Origin of the sequence: Actinosynnema mirum DSM 43827 (assembly GCF_000023245.1) — a bacterium.
Classification (GTDB): domain Bacteria; phylum Actinomycetota; class Actinomycetes; order Mycobacteriales; family Pseudonocardiaceae; genus Actinosynnema; species Actinosynnema mirum.
Genome location: NC_013093.1, coordinates 4,840,045 through 4,858,691, shown reverse-complemented (window position 1 = coordinate 4,858,691; position 18,647 = coordinate 4,840,045). Strand labels below are relative to the sequence as shown.

Annotated in this window: 12 protein-coding genes; 6 read left to right on the top strand and 6 right to left on the bottom strand. The window is 75.4% G+C overall.

All coding sequences use genetic code 11. From position 1 onward, the window contains the following. Positions 1-25 precede the first annotated feature (25 nt). Together AMIR_RS20570 and AMIR_RS20565 are read left to right on the top strand one after the other, a co-directional pair. Positions 26-1,060 (top strand): LacI family DNA-binding transcriptional regulator, encoded by a 1,035-nt coding sequence (locus AMIR_RS20570; protein ID WP_015802872.1) that lies wholly within the window; start codon positions 26-28, stop codon positions 1,058-1,060. Between the two features lie 263 nt (positions 1,061-1,323). Beyond that, complete coding sequence (locus AMIR_RS20565) at positions 1,324-2,004, top strand: hypothetical protein (protein ID WP_015802871.1); 681 nt, start codon at positions 1,324-1,326, stop codon at positions 2,002-2,004. 90 nt (positions 2,005-2,094) lie between these two features. Here the strand turns inward: AMIR_RS20565 and AMIR_RS20560 are convergent, their stop codons facing one another. After that, the gene (locus AMIR_RS20560) at positions 2,095-5,490 is read right to left on the bottom strand and encodes a helicase-related protein (RefSeq protein ID WP_015802870.1); all 3,396 of its coding nucleotides are present in this window, start codon (positions 5,488-5,490) and stop codon (positions 2,095-2,097) included. 115 nt (positions 5,491-5,605) lie between these two features. Here AMIR_RS20560 and AMIR_RS20555 point away from each other — a divergent pair, with 115 nt between their 5' ends. Beyond that, positions 5,606-8,263 (top strand): SNF2-related protein, encoded by a 2,658-nt coding sequence (locus tag AMIR_RS20555; protein WP_015802869.1) that lies wholly within the window; start codon positions 5,606-5,608, stop codon positions 8,261-8,263. A gap of 179 nt (positions 8,264-8,442) precedes the next feature. Here the strand turns inward: AMIR_RS20555 and AMIR_RS42840 are convergent, their stop codons facing one another. Beyond that, entirely contained in the window at positions 8,443-8,571 is a 129-nt protein-coding gene (locus AMIR_RS42840) for a hypothetical protein (protein WP_015802868.1), read from the bottom strand. 222 nt (positions 8,572-8,793) lie between these two features. On the opposite strand from AMIR_RS42840, the gene AMIR_RS20550 reads away from it, so the two are divergent. Both AMIR_RS20550 and AMIR_RS20545 read left to right on the top strand, forming a co-directional pair. After that, a complete protein-coding gene (locus AMIR_RS20550) occupies positions 8,794-9,258 on the top strand; it encodes a (2Fe-2S)-binding protein (protein WP_015802867.1) in 465 nt (154 codons plus the stop codon). Next, a complete protein-coding gene (locus tag AMIR_RS20545; RefSeq protein WP_015802866.1) occupies positions 9,255-11,270 on the top strand; it encodes a xanthine dehydrogenase family protein molybdopterin-binding subunit in 2,016 nt (671 codons plus the stop codon). The genes AMIR_RS20550 and AMIR_RS20545 overlap by 4 nt, the downstream gene beginning before the upstream one ends. 6 nt (positions 11,271-11,276) lie before the next feature. Here the strand turns inward: AMIR_RS20545 and AMIR_RS20540 are convergent, their stop codons facing one another. The 4 genes from AMIR_RS20540 to AMIR_RS20525 form a co-directional block, all read right to left on the bottom strand. Next, a complete protein-coding gene (locus tag AMIR_RS20540) occupies positions 11,277-12,611 on the bottom strand; it encodes a putative PEP-binding protein (RefSeq protein ID WP_084798957.1) in 1,335 nt (444 codons plus the stop codon). A 91-nt stretch (positions 12,612-12,702) separates the two neighbouring features. Beyond that, the gene (locus AMIR_RS20535; RefSeq protein ID WP_015802864.1) at positions 12,703-14,529 is read right to left on the bottom strand and encodes an FAD/NAD(P)-binding protein; all 1,827 of its coding nucleotides are present in this window, start codon (positions 14,527-14,529) and stop codon (positions 12,703-12,705) included. A 132-nt stretch (positions 14,530-14,661) separates the two neighbouring features. Further along, entirely contained in the window at positions 14,662-16,191 is a 1,530-nt protein-coding gene (locus AMIR_RS20530; protein WP_015802863.1) for a DUF6239 family natural product biosynthesis protein, read from the bottom strand. Between the two features lie 4 nt (positions 16,192-16,195). Further along, complete coding sequence (locus AMIR_RS20525; protein ID WP_015802862.1) at positions 16,196-16,768, bottom strand: hypothetical protein; 573 nt, start codon at positions 16,766-16,768, stop codon at positions 16,196-16,198. A gap of 988 nt (positions 16,769-17,756) precedes the next feature. On the opposite strand from AMIR_RS20525, the gene AMIR_RS20520 reads away from it, so the two are divergent. Next, entirely contained in the window at positions 17,757-18,545 is a 789-nt protein-coding gene (locus tag AMIR_RS20520; RefSeq protein ID WP_015802861.1) for a helix-turn-helix domain-containing protein, read from the top strand. Positions 18,546-18,647 lie beyond the last annotated feature (102 nt).

Here is an 18,647-nt window from a genome sequence, read left to right as displayed (position 1 = left end):
CCGAACGGAGTCCTGGGAGGTCGCCGTGGGGCGAGCGGGTTCGGGCAGACCGACCATCGCCGACGTCGCCGCGCGCGCGGGCGTGTCGGTCGGCGCGGTGTCGGCGGCGGTCAACGGCAAGGGGCGGCTGTCCGAGGCGACCCGGCTGCGCGTGCTCGCCGCCGCGGCCGAACTGGGCTGGGCGCCGTCCGCCGCCGCCGTGGCGCTGCGCGGGGCGCGGGTCGGCGCGCTCGGGCTGGTGCTGCGCCGCGACCCCGACCTGCTCAGCAGCGACCCGCACTTCGCCCAGCTCGTCACCGGCGTCGAGAGCGCGCTCGCGCCGCTCGGGTGGGGGCTGCTGCTGCACCTGGTCGACGACGGCGGCGAGGAGCGCGCGTACCGGGCGCTCGCCGCCGGGCGGCGGGTCGACGGGGTCGTGCTCACCGAGAGCCGGGTGCGGGACCCGCGCTTCGCGCTGCTGCGCGAGCTCGGCCTGCCCGCCGCGCTGGTCGGCACGCCGTGGCGGCCCGACCCGGTGCCGACCGTGCGCGCCCGCGACCAGCACCGGGGGATCACGCGCGCGGTGGAGCACCTGGTGGGGCTGGGGCACCGGCGGTTCGGGCACGTGAGCGGGCCGGAGGACCGGGTGCACACGCGGCGCAGGCGCGCGGCGCTCCGGCGGGCGCTGGGCGCGCACGGGCTGGTCCCGGTGTGCGTCCGCGCGAGCGGGTTCGACCCCGGCGCGGCGGCGGTGGCGGCGCGGGAGCTGCTGACCTCGGCGGAGCGGCCGACGGCGGTGCTGTTCGCGAACGACTCGATGGCCGCCGCCGGGCTCGTCACCGCCCGGCGGCTCGGGATCGACGTGCCGGGGGAGCTGTCCGTGGTGGGGCACGACGACCTGCCGCTGTGCGAGCTGCTGCACCCGGCGCTGACGACGGTCCGGCAGGACCTGGTCGGGCTCGGGCGTGCGGCGGCGGTGACGCTGCTGGCGGGGCTCGGGGTGGTGGACGGCGCCGGGCTGGAGGAGGTGCGCCCGCCCGAGCTGGTGGTGCGCGAGTCGACGGGACCCGCGCCGCGCTGAGCTCCGGGGTCGGTGCTGGGGCGGGGTTCGGGCTGGGATCGGGGTTGTCGCGCAGTGTCCACCCGCTTGCTGAAGCGCCGCTGAACCCACGACCGGGGGTCCCCCGGATTCCCCGCCGTCCGCACCGACCGTGACGGTGCACAAGTGCGTGCCCTGCAAGGGTGATCACCGCGTTCTGCCGGGTGGTTCCCGCCGCACGGCTGGCCTCACGGCCGTCCCGCGCGCTGCACTCGAGGGGACCGAGGTCCACCTCAGAGGAGCTGATGACGTTGTCCCCCACCAGCAGGCGAGCGGTAGCGACGGCGGTGGCCGGGCTGCTCGCGCTCACCCCCGCGCCCGCGACCGCCGCACCCGAGGGCGCACCGACCAAGGCCGCCCCAGGCGGGGTCTCCGGCGCGGCCAGCGCGGGCAACGCCGTGATCCGCACCGCGAGCGAGCTGCTCGTGGACATCCCGCCGCTGGCCACCTGCGTGAGCGGCGAGTCCACCGGCGCCGAGACGTCCGGCGCGACCGGCGGCAAGCTGGTCGCGTTCGGCCAGGGCAGCACCACCTGCGAGACCGGGCCGTCGGGCGCCGTCACCACGACCGCGACCGGCAAGGCGTTCCGCTTCAACCACGCCGACACGGGCGTCCCGCTGCTGAAGGTCGGCTCCTACACGATCTCCTGCCGCGCCACCCCGGACGGCACCGTCGAGTCCTCGTTCACCCTGCGCGGAGTCGTCGGCACGTCCCTCCCGGACACCGTCCCGGTGGGCTACGAGACAACCCTGGCCAACGGCGTCCGCGCGGTCTTCAACACCCGGACGTGGGACGAAGACGGCGACGGCTCACTGACCGTGCACGCGGTCCGCTTGTGGCTGGGCCCGGACATGGGACCGGCCACCCGAGCGGGCGAACGCGGCGCGGTCACCGTCGGCAGCGTGACCTGCACCCCGCCCGCCTGAGCGGCGAACCACCCGGCCGGAGGACGGCCGAACCGCGCGGTGACGCCCGCCCGCGCGCCGACGACAGGTCGACGCGCGGGCGGGCGCCGCTCAGAACGGCTCCGAACCCGACGCCCAGGTCCGCGCCCAGTCCGCCCGCACCCCGGTGGCGGCGAGGTCGCCGAAGTCCACGCCCGAGAACGGCTCCGCCACGTAGCGCACCAGGTCGTGCTCGGGCCCGTCCGGGCTGACCGACACCAGTGCCAGCCGGTAGTGCGGCGCCGCGTTCTTCCCCGTGATCACCTCGTTGTGCGTCACCTGGAAGTCCTCGGCGCCCGCCGCGCGGGCCTTCACCTCGATCCGGATCGACGGCCCGCCGTCCGGGGGCGTCGACAGCACGTCGTAGCCGGGGTTGCTGAAGGGCTTCTCCTCCGGCGACCGCCCCAGCGCCCGCTCGGTGGCGAGCACCAGCTCCACGCCCCTGCGCTCCACCGCCTTGCTCGGCGCGGACGGCGCGCCCGCACCCGCCACGGGCAGCACCAGCGCGGCGGTCATGATCCTGGGCGGGAGGGCGTTCAGCGCGACCTGCCGGTCCAACAGCGCCAGGCGGTCCTCCCGGCGCGCCAGCAGCTCGTCGGACTTGCGCCGCAACCCCTCGGAGCTCTCCTTGGGCCTCAGCCCGGCGCGCTCCCGCACCTCGGCCTCTGCGGCCTCGGCCAGCAGGCGGCGGGACTCGTCGGTCAGCCTCCGCTCCACCTTGTCCCTGACCCGGCCCACCTCGGCCAGTCTGCGCTCCCTGACCTCCTCCAGGTACTCCCGCAACCGGTGCTCGGCGATCCAGTCGCGGGCCCGCGACTCGGCGTCGACCAGCCACGACAGGTCCGGGCGCGCCACCGGTTCCGGCGGGGCCACGCAGTCCAGGTACGGGGCGGGCCCCGCCGGGGTGATCGTCCCCGTCTCGTCGACCAGCGCGTAGCCGAACCTGCGGGAGATCGACTCCCCGGTGCCGTCCACGACCTCCTCCCGGACGCCCACGAGCAGCTGCGGCCGGTCCACCGAGGCGGACAGCAGCACCGTGCCGCGCTCCAGCGCCGGGGCCAGCTGCCGCTCGGTCAGCTTGGCGACGGCGTCGTACAGCCCGTGCCCCGGCGCCAGCAGGTCCGCCGCCGGCGCGCCGTCCACCCTGGCGCGGTCCAGGTCGAACACCACCCGCCGGTAGGCGGACGCGACCGGCCCCGTCCCACCCGCGGCCCGAACCCCGGCGGGCACGCCGGTGATCTCGAACCGCCCCTTCTCCCGCTTGACCAACCGCCCGCCCAACCGCTGGAAGGCGTTGCGGAAGAACCACTCGACGCAGTGCGGCTGCAACCTGCGCGCCCGCGCCTCCTCCATGTCCCGGCGCAGCCGCGCGAGCTGCTCACCCGGCAGCACGTCGTGCGCCAGCGCCTGCTCCCGCAGCAGCTCGGTCAACCCGTGCGACACCGAGTCGTCGATGACCCGCTCCATCCGCTCGCGGGTCTCCGGCCGCTCCCCGTACCGGATCGCCGCGATCAGCAGGTCCCGCAGCGGCGTCTCGTCGAACGCCGAGCCGAGCACGTCGAACACCTTGCCGCCGTAGGCCTTGCGCTGCTCCTCCACCTTGCGCAGCAGCGTCGCGAACACCTCGCCCTCACGGGTGCCCACCGCCACCAGGTTCCACAGCCTGCACACCTCGGTCTGCCCGATGCGGTGCACCCGGCCGAACCGCTGCTCGATGCGGTTGGGGTTCCACGGCAGGTCGTAGTTGACCACCATGTGCGCCGCCTGCAGGTTCAGGCCCTCGCCCGCCGCGTCGGTGGCCAGCAGCACCCGGCAGGCCGGGTTCGCGGTGAACTCCTCGGTGATCTCCCTGCGCCTGAACCGGTTCACCCCGCCGTGGATGGCCAGGACCGAGCCGGGCGCGCCGAACAGCGCGCCGATCTTGCGGTCCAGGTGGTCGAGGGTGTCGCGGTGCTCGGTGAACACGATCAGCTTGCGCGCCTGCCGCGCGTCCGGGTGGATCAGGTCGTTGTCCTGCAGGATCCGGCGCAGCTCCACCCACTTGCGGTCGGTGTCCAGCTCGCACACCCGGCGCGCGGCCGAGACCAGCGCGCCCAGCTCGGCCAGCTCGGCGGCCAGCTCGGCGGCGGTGCGCGCCGCGGTGGCCGCGTCCACCATCTCCTCCTCGACGCGCTCCACCTCCTCGGCGGTGTGCTCGTCGTCGTCCCAACCGTGCAGCGCGGTCGCCGGAACCGGTCCGGGCTCCGGCGTCGCCCGACCCGCCAGCAGGTCGGCCCTGCGCCGCTCCAACCGCTGCGAGCGACGCACCAGCGACCGGTGGATCGCCTCGGGGCTCGACGCCAGCCTGCGCTGGAGCACGGTGAGCGCGAAGCCGACCGTGTTGCGCCGCTTGTCCTCCAGCCGCTCCGCCCGGTTCATGCCCTCCCGCACGTACTCGGTGACCTGCTCGTACAGGTCCTGCTCGTGCTCGGACAACCGGTAGGGCACGGTCTCGGCCACCCGCTCGGGGAACAGCGGCCTGCCCTCGAAGGTGAGCAGGTCCTCCTTCACCATGCGCCGCATCATCCCGGTGGTGTCCACACCCCGCCCGTCCGGCCTGCCCTCGAACCCGTCGGGGTCGAGCAGGGTGAGGAACAGCTGGAAGTCCTCCTCCTTGCCCGAGTGCGGGGTCGCGGTCATCAGCAGCAGGTGCCGCGTGCGGTCGCGCAGCCGCTCACCGAGCTGGAACCGCTTGGTGCGGTTGACCTTCCCGCCGAAGTGGTGCGCGCCCATCCGGTGCGCCTCGTCCACCACGACCAGGTCGAACTCGGCCTCGTCGAGCTGCGCGGACAGCTGCTCGTTGCGCGCCAGCTGGTCCATCCTGGCGATCAGCAGCGGGTGCTTGGCGAACACCCCGGAGCCGAGCGCGGCGTCGGCCATCGACGGGGACAGCACCTCGAAGCCCAGCCCGAACTTCAGGAACAGCTCGTCCTGCCACTGGTCCACCAGGCCGCCGGGCACGACCACCAGGCAGCGCCGCACGTCGTCGCGCAGCAGCAGCTCCTTGAGGTAGAGCCCGGCCATGACGGTCTTGCCCGCGCCGGGGTCGTCGGCCAGCAGGAACCGCAGCGGGCGCCGCTCCAGCAGCTCCCCGTACACCGCGCGGATCTGGTGCGGCAGCGGTCGCACGTCACTGGTGGCCACGGCGGGCATCGGGTCGAACAGACCCGCCAGCGAGATCCGCTGCGCCTCGGCGACCAGCCGGAACTCCAGCGGGTCCGCGTCCAGCGGCCTGCCGCCCGACTCGGCCCTGGCCAGGTTCGCCTCGTCCTCGCGGAACAGCATCCGCTGGTCCGGGACCCCGGAGGAGGGCTCGAAGTAGAGGTGCACCGCGTTGGGGCCGCTCTTCAGGGCCGCGATCACGAGGACCGCCTCGCCAGGCACGACCCCGGTCACCCGGACGCCGCCCACCAGTTCCTCAAGCCGCACGACCACCTCCAGCTCGACAGCGAGGCGACTGTACTGCCGCCGCAGGTCGGGCGGAGCAAGATCGAACGGTGTCCTATGCTCGACCTGTCCCCACACCGTCGACGACCGGCGAGGCATGGACAGGACCGAGCGCGACCGCCTTCGGGAACTCGTCGCCGACCTGCGGAGCGCGGGCTCCGGGGCGCGCGAGCTGGCAGACCTCCGCGCCGCGATGATCGCTGCGGCCCAGCGGGACGAGCGTTCGCTCGCCGAGCGCCGGGTCGACGTCCCCCGCTCCGGTCAGCGGACCTGGGCCGTCGTCCCGCTGACCGACGACGTCCGCGCCGACAGCTTCGCCGTCCGCGCCGCGCTGCCCCCGCTCGACGGCCAGGACCGCGCGCTGCTGGCCGAGCTGACCGAGGCCCTGCCCGGCGCGCTCGACGCGGTGAGCCCCCTGCTGGGCATCCGCCGCTTCTTCACCGGTCCCGCCAAGAAGCAGCTCGCGGAGCAGGCCGCCGCCCGGCTGGACCGCCTCCACACCAGGGTGGCCGAGGGCGGGAGCGACCGCCTCGACCGCCTGCGCGCCGCCACCGAGCAGGCCGGGCGGGCCCGAGCGGACGTCGCCGAGCTGCTCACCCCCGGCTTCCGGCTGGACGTCCTCCTCGCCGACGCCGACGGCGCCCCCGAGATCCTGCCCGGCGCCCGGTTCCGCGGCCTGCCCGCGGCGCTCGACACCATCGCGCGCGCGTTGCGCGACGAGGCCTCGTACCGCACCGCCGCCCAGGAGGCGGGGGAGCGGGTGCGCGACCACGACGTGCGCACGGCGCTGGAGAACATGCCGGTGGACGCCCTGCGCACCGCCACCCGCGATCGGCTGCGCCTCGGCGCGCTCGGCCAGGCCGGGATCGGCACCGTGCTGGAGGTCCTGGAGCACGCCGCCGACCTGGCCGCGCTGCCCGGTGTCGGCGAGACCACCGCGCGCCGCATGGTCGCGGCTGCCCGGACCCTGCGCCAGACCGAGCGCGAGGAGACCCCGGTCCGCGTCGACCTGGCCGCCCGGCCGCCGGAGACCACCGAACTGCTGGCCCGCCTCGCGGAGTGGGACGCCTGCCGCAGCACCAGGGGAGCCGCCGCCGACCTGGAGCGCGCCCAGGAGCTGACCGCGCTGGGCGAGGCCATGACCACGGGCTTCACCGACCTGCTGGTCGTGCCCACCAGGGCGGTCCCCGTCGCCGAGTTCGCGGACGGCGTGCGCACGGTGCTGCGCCGCGCCGACCTGCTCGACGCCTCGCGCCGCCGCGCGGAGCCGCGTGAGAAGCGCGCCCCCCGCCCGGCCGACCCCTGGGCGGACTTCCTGGCCAGGCCCGCCGACTACTTCGCGATGCTCGCCGAGCTCGGCTTCCTCACCGAGGACGAGCAGGCCAGCCAGGGCGACCTGCCGGAGGAGATCGTCCAGGCGGTGCGCGACCAGGCGCTCAGCGGCGAGCACCTCACCGCGTCGCTGCGCGGCTACCAGAGCTTCGCGGCGCGCTTCGCCCTCGTGCAGCGCAAGGTCGTCATCGGCGACGAGATGGGTCTTGGCAAGACCGTCGAGGCCATCGCCGTGCTCGCCCACCTGCGCAGCCGGGGCGAGAACCGCTTCCTGGTGGTGTGCCCGGCCTCGGTGCTCACCAACTGGGTGCGCGAGGTCGAGGGCAAGTCCAGGCTGCGCGCCCACCGGGTGCATGGCCCCGAACGTGACCGCGCGGCCAAGCAGTGGGAGCGCGACGGCGGCGTCGCCGTGACCACCTACGAGACCCTGCGCTGGTGGGAGGGCGCGCTCGCGGGCCACGACCTGGCGTGCGTCGTCGTGGACGAGGCCCACTACGTCAAGAACCCCGAGGCCGCCCGCACGATCCGCACCGTCGCGCTCGTCTCCCGAGCGGCGCGGGCCGTCCTGCTCACCGGGACCCCGCTGGAGAACCGGGTCTCCGAGTTCCGCAACCTCGTCTCCTACCTGCGCCCCGACCTCCTCGTCGAGGCGGAGGACCACGCGCCCAAGGCGTTCCGCCGCCAGATCGCGCCCGTCTACCTGCGGCGCAACCAGGAGGACGTGCTCACCGAGCTGCCGGAGCTGATCGAGGTCGAGGAGTGGTTGCCGCTCTCGGAGGAGGACGAGCGGCGCTACTGGCGCGGCGTCGGGAACGGCAACTTCCAGGAGATGCGCCAGGCGGCGCTGCTCGCGGGCGTGAAGTCGGTGAAGCTGCAGCGGCTCAAGGAGATCGTGGCCGAGGCGGAGGAGAACGAGCGCAAGGTCATCGTCTTCTCCAACTACCGCGCGGTCCTGGACCTGGTGGCAAACGCCCTGCCCGGCGAGGTCTTCGGGCCGCTCACCGGCGCCGTGCCGCCCGCGCGGCGGCAGCAGGTGGTCGACGGGTTCTCCTCGGCCGAGCACGGCGCGGTCCTGGTCGCGCAGATCGTGGCGGGTGGGGTCGGGCTGAACATCCAGGCGGCCTCCGTCGTGGTCATCTGCGAGCCGCAGCTCAAGCCGACCACCGAGGCGCAGGCCATCGCCCGCGCGCACCGGATGGGGCAGGTGCGGACGGTCCAGGTGCACCGGCTGCTGTCCGAGGAGGGCGTCGACCGCAGGATCACCGAGCTGCTGGCCCGCAAGGCGAAGCTGTTCGACGAGTTCGCGCGGGTCAGCGACATGGCGGACTCGGCGCCGGACGCCATCGACCTGTCCGAGGCCGAGCTGGTGCGCCAGGTCCTGGACGAGGAGCGCAAGCGCATGGCCGCCCGGCAGCAGGGCTGACGCGAACCCGCACCCGCCCTCCACCAGCGCCCGCACCCGCCGCGCGAGCGGCTGCGGGGCCGTGGTCGAGACCTGGACGTCGTCGGACCGGATCCACGAGTCGCGCTGCGGGGCGGAGCTCGGCGTCGTGCCGCCGAAGAACGACGAGAAGTGCGCCCGGCCCACGAGATCGGCGTTCGTCACGAAGCGCAGGCCGGTGCGCCCGCCCCCCGGTCGTCGAACCACACCTCCACCTCGCCGCCCAACCCGATCCCGATCTCGCCGCCGTGCTCGGTCGTGCCCCGGCTGAAGTCCGGGGAGAACCGCACCCACCCCCTGGCGCCAGCAGGGACGTCCTCCGCACCACGATCCCCCGATCGGCGTGGGCCGTTCGGCGGACCGGCATCGGCACACCCGGCCGATCAAGGTCAACGGGAAGGCGGCGGGTCAGGGTGCGCGCCCCCGAACGCCGGGCCCCGCCGCCGAATGGGCGTGTTGTGCCGGTTGTCCGATACCTGCACCCTGGCTGACGGCCGATCCGAGGAGGACGCGTGGTGCGACGGCGGTTGCGGGTCAACGAGCGGTGGCACGTCGTGGACGTGCCCGACGACACCCCGCTGCTGTGGGTGCTGCGCGAGGACCTCGGGCTCACCGGGCCCAAGTACGGGTGCGGCGTCGGGGCGTGCGGGGCGTGCACCTCGCTGGTCGGCGGCGCGGCGGCCCGGCCGTGCGTGCTGCCGGTGTCCGAGGTGGACGCCGAGGTCACCACCGTCGAGGGGCTCTCCGCGAACGGCGACCACCCGGTGCAGCGGGCCTGGCTCGAGCTGGACGTCGCCCAGTGCGGCTACTGCCAGCCCGGCCAGATCATGAGCACCGTCGCCCTGCTCGCCCGCGTGCCCGAACCCAGCGACGCCGACATCGACGAGGCGCTGCGCGACAACGTCTGCCGCTGCGGCACCTACTCGCGCGTGCGCGCCGCCGTGAAGCGCGCCGCCCGCGACCGGGGGCCGAGGTGATCGGCAGGCGCGGCTTCCTGGCCGCCGTCGGGCTCACCGTCGCGCTCCCCGCGCCCGCCTTCGCCTCCGGCGCCGGGCTCGTGCCGAACGTGCTGGTCCGGCTGGACGCGCGCGGCCGGGTCACCACGACCGTGCCCCGGCCCGACACCGGGCAGGGCGTGCGCACGGTCGTCGCCATGCTGGTCGCCGAGGAGCTGGCCGTGCCGCTGGCCTCGGTCGCCGTCGAGCAGGCCCCCGGCGACACCGCCCGCTACGGCAGGCAGGGCATCGGCAACTCCACCTCGGTGCGCCAGCTCGCCGACCCGGTGCGCCGAGCCGCCGCGACCGCCCGCGCGCTCCTGGTCACCGCCGCCGCTCAGCGCTGGGGCGTGCCCGTCGCCGAGTGCGCCGCCCGCGACGGCCACGTCCGGCACCGGGGCCGCGCCCTCCCGTACGCCGCGCTGGTGCAGGCCGCCTCGGAGCTCGACCCGGCCACCGTCGCCGCCCCGCTGACCCCGCGCGCCGACTGGAAGGTCCTCGGCAAGCGCGCGGGCCGGGTCGACGCCCGCGACATCGTCACCGGCCGCGCCCGCTACGGCCTGGACGTCGCCCTCCCCGGCCTGCTCACCGCCGTCGTGGCCCGCCCGCCGTGGCTGGGCGCCCGGCTGGCCGCGCACGACGACGCCCAGGCGCTGGCCGTGCCCGGCGTGCTGACCACCGTCGCGCTCGACGGCGTCGCCGGGGCGCAGGGCGGGGTGGCGGTGGTGGCGCGCTCCGCGTCCGCCGCGCTCGCCGGACGGGCCGCGCTCACCTGCGAGTGGACCGGCGGCACTCCGGACGCCGACAGCCGCGAGTGGCTGGCGCAGCTGGTCGCCGCGCTCCCGCAGGACCCGCCGCCCGCGAACGGCCACACCGCCACCTACGAGCTGCCGCTGCTCGCGCACGCCCCCATGGAACCCATGAACGCCACCGCCGACGCCCGCCCCGACCTGGTCCGGCTGTGGGCGCCCACCCAGGACCCCGGCGGGCTGCGCGACACCCTCACCCGCGCGCTCGGCGTGCCGGTGGAGGTCGAGCCCACGCTGTCCGGCGGCGCGTTCGGCAGGCGCATCGAGGACGACTACGCGCTGGAGGCCATCGCCTGCTCGCGCGAGGCGGGCGCCCCGGTCAAGGTGCTGTGGACCCGCGAGGACGACACCCGGCACGACTCGTACCGGCCCATGTCGGCGCACCGCCTCACCGCCGAGCTCGGCCCGGACGGGCTGCCCGTGCGGCGCGCGCACCGGGTCGCCACCTGGGGCCTGACCGTGCTGCCGTTCTTCGGCACCCCCCAGCTGGTGCTCGCCAGCGGCGACCACTTCCCCTACGCGGTGCCCGGCGAGGTGACCGCCACCGTGCTGCCCGCGCCGCTGCGCACCGGGTTCTGGCGCGCGGTCTACGCGGGCCAGTTCGCCTACGCCGAGGAGTGCTTCCTCAGCGCGCTCGCCCAGCGCGGCGGCTGGGACCAGGTCGAGTACCGGCGCAGGCTCCTGGCCGACCAGCCCAGGGTGCTGCGCGTGCTGGACGCGGCTGCGGCGCGGGTCCGGTTCCGGCCGGGACCGGGGCGGGCGCTGGGGGTGGCCTGCCACCTGGAGTACGGCTCGGCCATCGCGGTGCTCGCCGAGGTCGACGCGCGCGGGGGGAAACCGGTGGTGCGCAAGGTGACCGCCGCCGTCGACGTCGGCCAGGCGCTGCACCCGTCCGGGGTGCGGGCGCAGGTGGAGGGCGGGGTGCTGGACGCGATCTCCACGGTGCTCGGCGCGCGGATCACGGTCCGGGAGGGGCGGGTGGAGCAGTCATCGTTCCGGGACTACGCGTGGGCCCGGATCGACGCCGCGCCCGAGTTCGACGTGGTGCTCGTCGACTCCGACGCCCCGCTCGGCGGCATGGGCGAGCTGGCCTACCCGCCCGCGGCGGCGGCGGTCGCCTCGGCCGTGGCGCAGGCGACCGGGAGGCCGGTGACGGGGATGCCGGTGCACTCCGAGGTCGGCTGACCGGCCTCACCCCGCCGCCGCGACCGGCTCCCCGGCGACCTGGCCCGCCGCCACCCGTTCCCCGGCCACCCGTTCCCCGGCCGCCCGTTCCCCGGCTGCCCGCTCTGCGGCGGCTCGTTCGGCGGCGGCCAGCGCCACCTGCCGCAGCTCGGCCGTGCACATCATGAGCCTGCGGGTCGGCAGCCTGCGGACGTAGTGCTCCACGTCCGCGCCCAGCGCGAACACGTGCACCGGCACCCCGCCGCCCCGCCCCGCGGTGACCGCGTGCCGCAGCGCCGCCAGCACCGCCGGGTGCCTGGTCTGGTAGGTCGCGGCCACCAGGTGGTTGCCCCGGTCGGCGGCCAGGTAGAACTGGATCAGGTCCTTGGTGCCCACGAACAGCTCGCTCGCCCCCGCCACGCAGAACTCGGCGGTCGAGTGCACCGCCGCCGGGGTCTCCACGAACACCCCCAGCGGGGTCCCCGCGCCCAGCCCGAGGTGCGCGCGCAACCGCTCGAACTCGTCCCGGTCGTTGATGAACGGCACCGCGAAGCTCACCCGGTCCGCCGCGGGCCCCACCAGCTCCCGCAACCTCCCGCGCAGCGCCCGGAACGCGTGCGGGTAGTTCTCCTCGGCCAGCAGCCACCGCGCCCCGTGCAGGCCCAGCTCCGGGTTCGGCTCGCCCTCCACCGGGACGCCGGTGGTGATCTGCGCGGCGTCGTCCGAGCGCAGGTCCAGCAGGCGCATCACCAACCGCTGGCCGGGCAGCAGCTCCGCGAGCATCCCGCACAGCTCGTCCGCCAGCGCCGCCCCGTACCGGCGCGCCCCGGCCACGCCCGAGCGCAGCGCGTCGAACGGGCTCAGCTCCGCCGACAGGCAGGCGAACTCCTCCCGGATGAAGTAGCTGTCCACCTGCGCGACCCTCGGGGACAGGGCGTTGACCGCGCGCACGTCCGTCGCGTCCGCCACCACCACGCACACCGAGTCCACCTCGTCCAACCGCGCGGGCGCCGGACCGGGGGCGCGCGGGGCGGGCACGGCCGCGCCCAGCAGCACCGACTCCCGGTCCAGCCGCACGGTCACCTCGCCCACCAGCGACCCCAGCTCCGCGGGCGCCACCCGCAGCACCGGGATTCCCCGCGAGCGGCACAGCGACTGCATGTGCCCGGTGCGCCCGCCCCGCGCGCACACCACCGCCGCCGACACCACGATCGCCTCGTACAGCTCGGGACCGAGCGACTCGGCCACCAGCACCGCGCCCGGTATCGGCTCGCCTCCCCGGTTGCACTCGCCCTGCACGCTCGTGGTCGGCGAACCGACCAGCACCACACCCGGAACCTCGCGCACGCTCGTCGCCGTCATGCCACGAGCGTGCTGCCCGCCGCAGGTCCCGCGCATCTCCTCCCGTGCGCGGTCCTAGTACATCCACAGTGGACTAACCGGGCGGCAACCCCTACTGCGAAAGGGTTTCGCCCAACCCGAGGCGGTCGCGCAGCTCGCGCGGGGTGACCGACAGGTCGTTCAGGCGCGCGCTCGCGGCCTCATTCACCGCCGTCCGCAGCTCGCGCGCCGAGGGCGTCACCGCACCGCCCCAGCGCTCGCGCGCCGACCGCACCGCGTCCGCCAGCTCACCGGCCAGCGCCTCCCGCCCCGCGCGGTCCGCCGTGGCCATGCGGCGCACGTCCAGGTCCACCGCGCGCTCGAAGTCCGCGCGCGCCTGCGGTTCCGCGTGCTCGGGGTCGGCCCTGCCCGGTTCGCCGTACCCGGACTCCAGGCGGCGCAGCAGCGCCGACGCCACGCCCACCGAGTGGTTCTTGATCGCGGCCAGGTTGAACGAGAACGCCCCCAGCCTGCCGTTGCGCACCACCTCGTCGCCCTCGCGCGGCCCGCCCACCGCCCACAGCCCGCCCCGCTCCGCCCCGCCGGGGCACAGCAGCGCGCCGTCCGCGTCCACCTCGATCCCGCGCCCGGTGCGCGCGTGCGGCACGGCCAGCCCGGTGCGCAGCAGGCCGCGCCACAGCGCCGAGTCCACCCGCTCGTAGTCCGGTTCCCGGCCGAAGTTGGAGATCACCAGGTCGGCCGGGAACTCGCGCCCGTCCACCAGCGACACCACCAGCGAACCGCCGTCCACCGCCCGGATGCCCGCGACCCTGCCCGACTCGGCGGTGAGCCGGTCGCCCTCGGCGAGCGCGGCGTCCACGACCCCGGTGGTGTGCTCGACCGCGCTGACCCGCAGGGTGGCCAGCAGCCCGCCGTGCGCGTCCAGCAGCGCGCGCAGCTCCGGCGTGGGGATGCGCGCCATCACCTCAGGAAGGTGCGGCTCCCAGGCCTTCAGCACCCGCTCGGCCACCACGGCGGGCGCGACGTCCGGGTGCGCCCCGACCAGCGCCCCGCACGCCCGCCGCCACTCCGCCAGCCAGCGCCGCACCAGCGCGTCCCGACCCTCGTAGCGGGGCCCGGACAGCCGGGGCGGCGGCAGGTCGAGCACCCGGTGGCGGTGGTCGGTGGGGTACGTGCGCAGGGTGCGGCCCGAACCGGACAGCATCCGGATGCGGCCGGTGTGGCCCCGGCGCAGCAGCAGCGCCGCCGAGTCGTAGGCGCTCAGCAGCGTCCCGACGATCACCACGGAGGCGTCCGGCGGGGCGGCCAGGACGCGCTCCAGGCCGCCCTGCGAGTACGGGCGGCGCACGAACGCCGGGTGGTCGGCGACGTCCGCCGCGAACGGCAGGTCCTTCTCCTCCAGGCCGGTGGCGAGCACGACGTGGTCGGCGCGCACGCGCTCACGACCACCACCCGCCGACGCGGGCAGCTCCACGAGGAGCCGGTGGCCGTCGCCGTCCGGCTCGACGTCGACCACCTCGCCGTCCACCTCCACCAGGCGCACGCCCGGCGCGGCCTCGCGGGCGGCGGCGGCCAGCCGGTCGGCCAGGTAGTCGGCGTACACCCGCCGCGGCGCCGGACCGGACTCGGTGAACTCGGCCCCGCGCCACTCGTCCGACCAGGAGGAGCGGTCGGCCTCGGTGTTGGCCCACGACACGAAGTCGTCCACGTCCTCGCGGAACACCGACATGCGACCGGCCTGGATGTTGAACACGTGGTGCCAGTGGTTGCCGTCGGGGTGGTAGGCGACGCCCGCGCTGCGGTGCGCGGCCCGGCGCTCCACCAGGCGCACCTCGACCGGTTCGGCGGCGAACCGGAGCAGGCGGATCGCGGTGGCCGTGCCTGCCAGGCCCGCGCCGACGATGACCACCCTGGGCGGGTGGTCTGCTGGAAGCGGCATTCTCTGGGGGTCCTCTCGGGGGATGGCCGGGAGCGCGGGACGGGCTCGGGGGTGCGGGGTCCGGGTGGGGGGCCTGAGGATCGGTGCGGGGATCGGGGGCGATGCCGGGCTTGTGGGCCGGGGGCGCCGCGGTCAGGTGGTCGCGAGCCAGGCGCGCAGGCCGGACGTGGTGGGGCGCGCGTCGGGGAACGCCTCGGCGAGCACGGTGGCGTACCGGCGCGCCCGCGGGGTCGACAGGTCCGGTGGGGCGAGCCAGGGCGCGAGGTGGTCGCCGGTCGGCTCACCGCCCAGCACCAGGGTCCTGGGCGCGGCCGGGTCGACGGGGACGCCCAGCCGGTCGGCCTCCGCCCGCGCCACCGCCTCGGCCTCGGCCGCGCGCGGCGAGGCGTCCGCGCGCACCGCGAGCGCCCCGCCGATCGCCGCGACCTCCGCGCGCAGCGCGCGGGCGTCCTCGTCGGACAGCTCGGGCAGCGGCAGGTCGCCCCGCCCGCCCGCGAGCCTGGCGGCCAGGACGGCGGACGCGTAGTCGGGGCCGTCCGGCCCGCGCACGTCCCGCCCGGTCCACGCGGTCGTCCCGGTGTCCACGACCACGGTCGTCCGCGCGCCCGCCCCCGCCAGCCACAGCTCGCCCCTGCCCTCGGGCAGCCACACCAGCGCCCACCGCCCGCCCTGCCCGGCGACCGGGGTGGTGGGGGTGAGCGCGGTGGGGGCGTTGCCGACGGCGACGGCGGCGTCCGAGGTCTGCACCAGGTTCCAGCCGGGCATGTGCGGGACCACGAGCACGTCCACCGGGGCGCCGCCCAGCCCGGCGCGGGCCAGCAGCGGGTCACCGGCGGGCGGCGACACCAGCCAGCCGGAGGCGGTCACGTGCCCGAGCGCGGCCAGCAGCACCGCGCCGAACACGCCCCCGACCACCCGCGCCGCCCGCGTCGGCGGGCACAGCGCCAACCAGGACGCGCCCGCGAACGCGGCGATGAGCGCCAGGTAGGGCAGCGTCGACGGCGGGCTTGAGAGCAGGGCGTCCAGCGGGGAAGCAGTGGCGAGGTCGGAACCGCTCGTGAGATCGGAACCGCTCGTGAGATCGGAACCGCCGGCGAGATCGGGACCGCCTGCGAGTCCGGAGCCATCGGCCGGATCAGGACCACCGGCCAGTTCAGGTCCGCCTGCGGCCCCGGGACCACCGGCAAGGCCCGAGCCGCCGGCCACGTCGCCGCCATCCTGCCCGGAGCCACCGCCCACGTCCGCGACCGCCCCGGTGGCAGCGGGAGCCCCCGCCGCCGCGGTCCCGCCACCCGCCGCCGTCCCGCCCGCCGGAGCGCGCGTCGCCGCCACGCCCACGGCCAGCGCCACCGCCGTCACCCCGGCCGTCGCGCACCAGCCCAGCACCGGTCGCGGGCCGCGCAGCACCGGCGGCAGCACCAGCAGCGCGATCACCGCCACCGCCGCCTGGTCCGGCATCCAGCGCGCGTCCGCCGCGAGCAGCGCCGCGATCCCGCCGAGCGTCGCCGCCCCGGCCACCGCCCGCCGCGCCCGCCGACCGGGTTCCGCGGGGACGGCGGCGCGCAGCAGCGACCAGGCCGCCACCAGCGTCACCGAGCCGAGCAGCAGCAGCCGCAGCAGGGTGAAGCCGAGCGGCAGGCCGACGGAGCCGTGGTCGTGCACCGGCTCAGGCCGCCGAGGTCGCCGGGACGGCGCAGGAGCACGACATCCCCGCCCGCTCCTCGGGCGTCGGCCGCATGTGCTTGACCACCGCGACGACCATCGGCACGGTCACCACGAAGTTGTAGAACAGGTGCAGCTCCACCCTCGGCACGATCAGCTGGATCACGCTCGTGGGCACCGGCTTGCCGAGCAGGTACGCGCCCGTCGACGCCTGCACGATCAGCAGCAGGTGCTCGAAGTGGTGCCAGAACTGGAGGCCCAGCGTGAGGTCCCACCACTTGCGCGACCGGCCGGTGAACCCCTTGCGCAGCGCGAAGAGGAACACCAGCATCACCAGCGCGAAGCCGTAGTGCATGACCTCGGACTTGACCAGCCACGGGAACCACAGGCCGAGCACGCCGCCCGCCCTGGGGGTCGGCCAGCCCAGCACGTAGATCTGGAACGCCTGCGCGAGGTGCTCCGCCCAGTGCGCGACGACCACGGCGGTGAAGGTGTAGAGCGCAGGCTTGTGCCAGCGGGTGTTGAGCTCCGCGCCGGTGAGGCGGGTGCGGGAGCTGGGTAACGACGCGTCGACCACGGTTCCTCCTGAAGCGGTTGTCCCGGTCGGGTGCTGCTCGTTTCGGTGCTCTGCGGTTTCGGCGCAGTTCGGTTCCGGAACTGCGGACCGCCCCTGACCAGCCAGGATATCGGTCGGAACGGCTGCGGAGAACGGGTTCGCGGCGATTGGGCAATCTCGGAGAAACCCGAGCGGTGCTCGGTGTGGGGCCTGGGTTCGCGTTCGTTCCGGGGCGCCGGAAGTTACCCGCGAGTCGGTTGGCGGGTTTCCGAAGTGCCCCGCGCGATCGTTGTTCGCGGAACCGTTCGGGGCGCGCTGTTGGTCCGGTCGGGATCGTTCACACCCCGTCCGCACTGGTGCGGACTTCCCGCTCGGGCGCGGGGGAGGGGCCGTGATGTGCGGCGCGACGGTCCCGGTGGGACTCGTCGCACGAGGACGGTGCCGTGCCATTCGCCCTCCCGATGGCGACCGCGCGACCGGTCCGCAGTGGACCGCGCCGCGTCCCGCGCGATCCGGAACTGACTGGTGGCGGAGGTGCGGGGCGTTCGCGCGCGCCGACCGCCGCCGAGGCTGGGGCGGATGACGGCGTCCCCGCTGCCCCGTGCCGCCGCGTTCCCGGCGTTCCGGTGCGGGACTCGGCGGGTGCGACTCGCCGGAACGGTCCGGTGGGGGCGGATTGTCCGACTGCGTTCGGCGACCGGATTCGGTCCGGGCTCACTCGGAAGGTCTAGCAAACGCCGGGCGCCGGGTGATGAAAATTATTTATCGGGTCACCCTCCGAGGTGAGCCGAAAGACGATTTCAAGATCGCCCACCGGTTCGCGGAACGATCATGAACGGCGGAATCGGGAGCCGTATTCGCTGCTTGCGGAGGTTGTTTGGGTCGGGTAGCTTCCGGAAATATAGCAGGTGGATTAGTTGGGCCCGGAGCCGCCGAAATTGTTTTCGCTAACGCGTCGCGGCGCGCTGCGGGCGCGATTTCGCCTCCGCACGCGAGGATGGGAGCCCTGGTGGAGGAAGTCGTGGAACAGGCAGTCGGTCGCGTCATCGAATTCATGCGCAGCAGCATGGGCGAGCAGTTCACCATCGACGACATGGCCCGAGCGGCGATGTACAGCAAGTTCCACTTCTCCAGGGTCTTCCAACGCGTCACCGGCGTCTCGCCGGGGCGGTTCCTGTCCGCGATGCGGCTGCAGGAGGCCAAGCGGCTGCTGGTGTCCACCACGTTCACCGTCACCGACATCAGCCACCGCGTCGGCTACACCAGCGTCGGCACGTTCAGCTCCCGCTTCCGCGCCAGCGTCGGCGTCTCGCCCACCACCTACCGCCAGCTCGGCGGCTTCCCGCCGCAGACCTCCGCGCTCGTCGCCGCCTCCACCCCGGTCGGCCCGCTGGCCGAGGGCGGCGGGCTCGGCGAGGTGCGCGGCCGGGTCGGCACGCCCAGGGGCGACCTGCCGGGCCCGATCTTCGTGGGCCTGTTCCCCGACCTGATCCCGCAGGGCACCCCGGCCCGCTGCACGGTGCTCGACCGCACCGGCCCGTACGCGATCACCGACGTGCCGCCGGGGACCTGGCACGTGCTGTCCACGACGGCCTACCCGTCCTTCGCGGGCAAGCCCGTGCGGGCGGTCGCCGAACCCCCGTCGGTCGCCTCCGCCGGGCCCGTGACCGTGCCGCCGGGGGAGCTGGTCGAGCGGATCGACCTGGACCTGCGGCCGAGGGGCGCGCTGGACCCGCCGGTGCTGCTGGCGCTGGTGGACATCCGCACCATCGTGCTCGCCGCGACCGCCGCCAGCTGACCCCGCGCCGAGGCCCACCACCCCGAGGCCCACCACCCCGAGGGGTGGTGGGCCTTCGTCGTGCGCGGGCGGCCCTCCCCACGCGAAGCGCCGCCCCTCCCG

Bases quoted from the DNA above. Each gene is read 5' to 3' on its own strand.
- AMIR_RS20565 (WP_015802871.1), top strand. From the start codon at position 1,324: ATGACGTTGTCCCCCACCAGCAGGCGAGCGGTAGCGACGGCGGTGGCC.
- AMIR_RS20555 (WP_015802869.1), top strand. From the start codon at position 5,606: ATGGACAGGACCGAGCGCGACCGCCTTCGGGAACTCGTCGCCGACCTG.
- AMIR_RS20540 (WP_084798957.1), bottom strand. From the start codon at position 12,611: ATGACGGCGACGAGCGTGCGCGAGGTTCCGGGTGTGGTGCTGGTCGGT.
- AMIR_RS20535 (WP_015802864.1), bottom strand. From the start codon at position 14,529: ATGCCGCTTCCAGCAGACCACCCGCCCAGGGTGGTCATCGTCGGCGCG.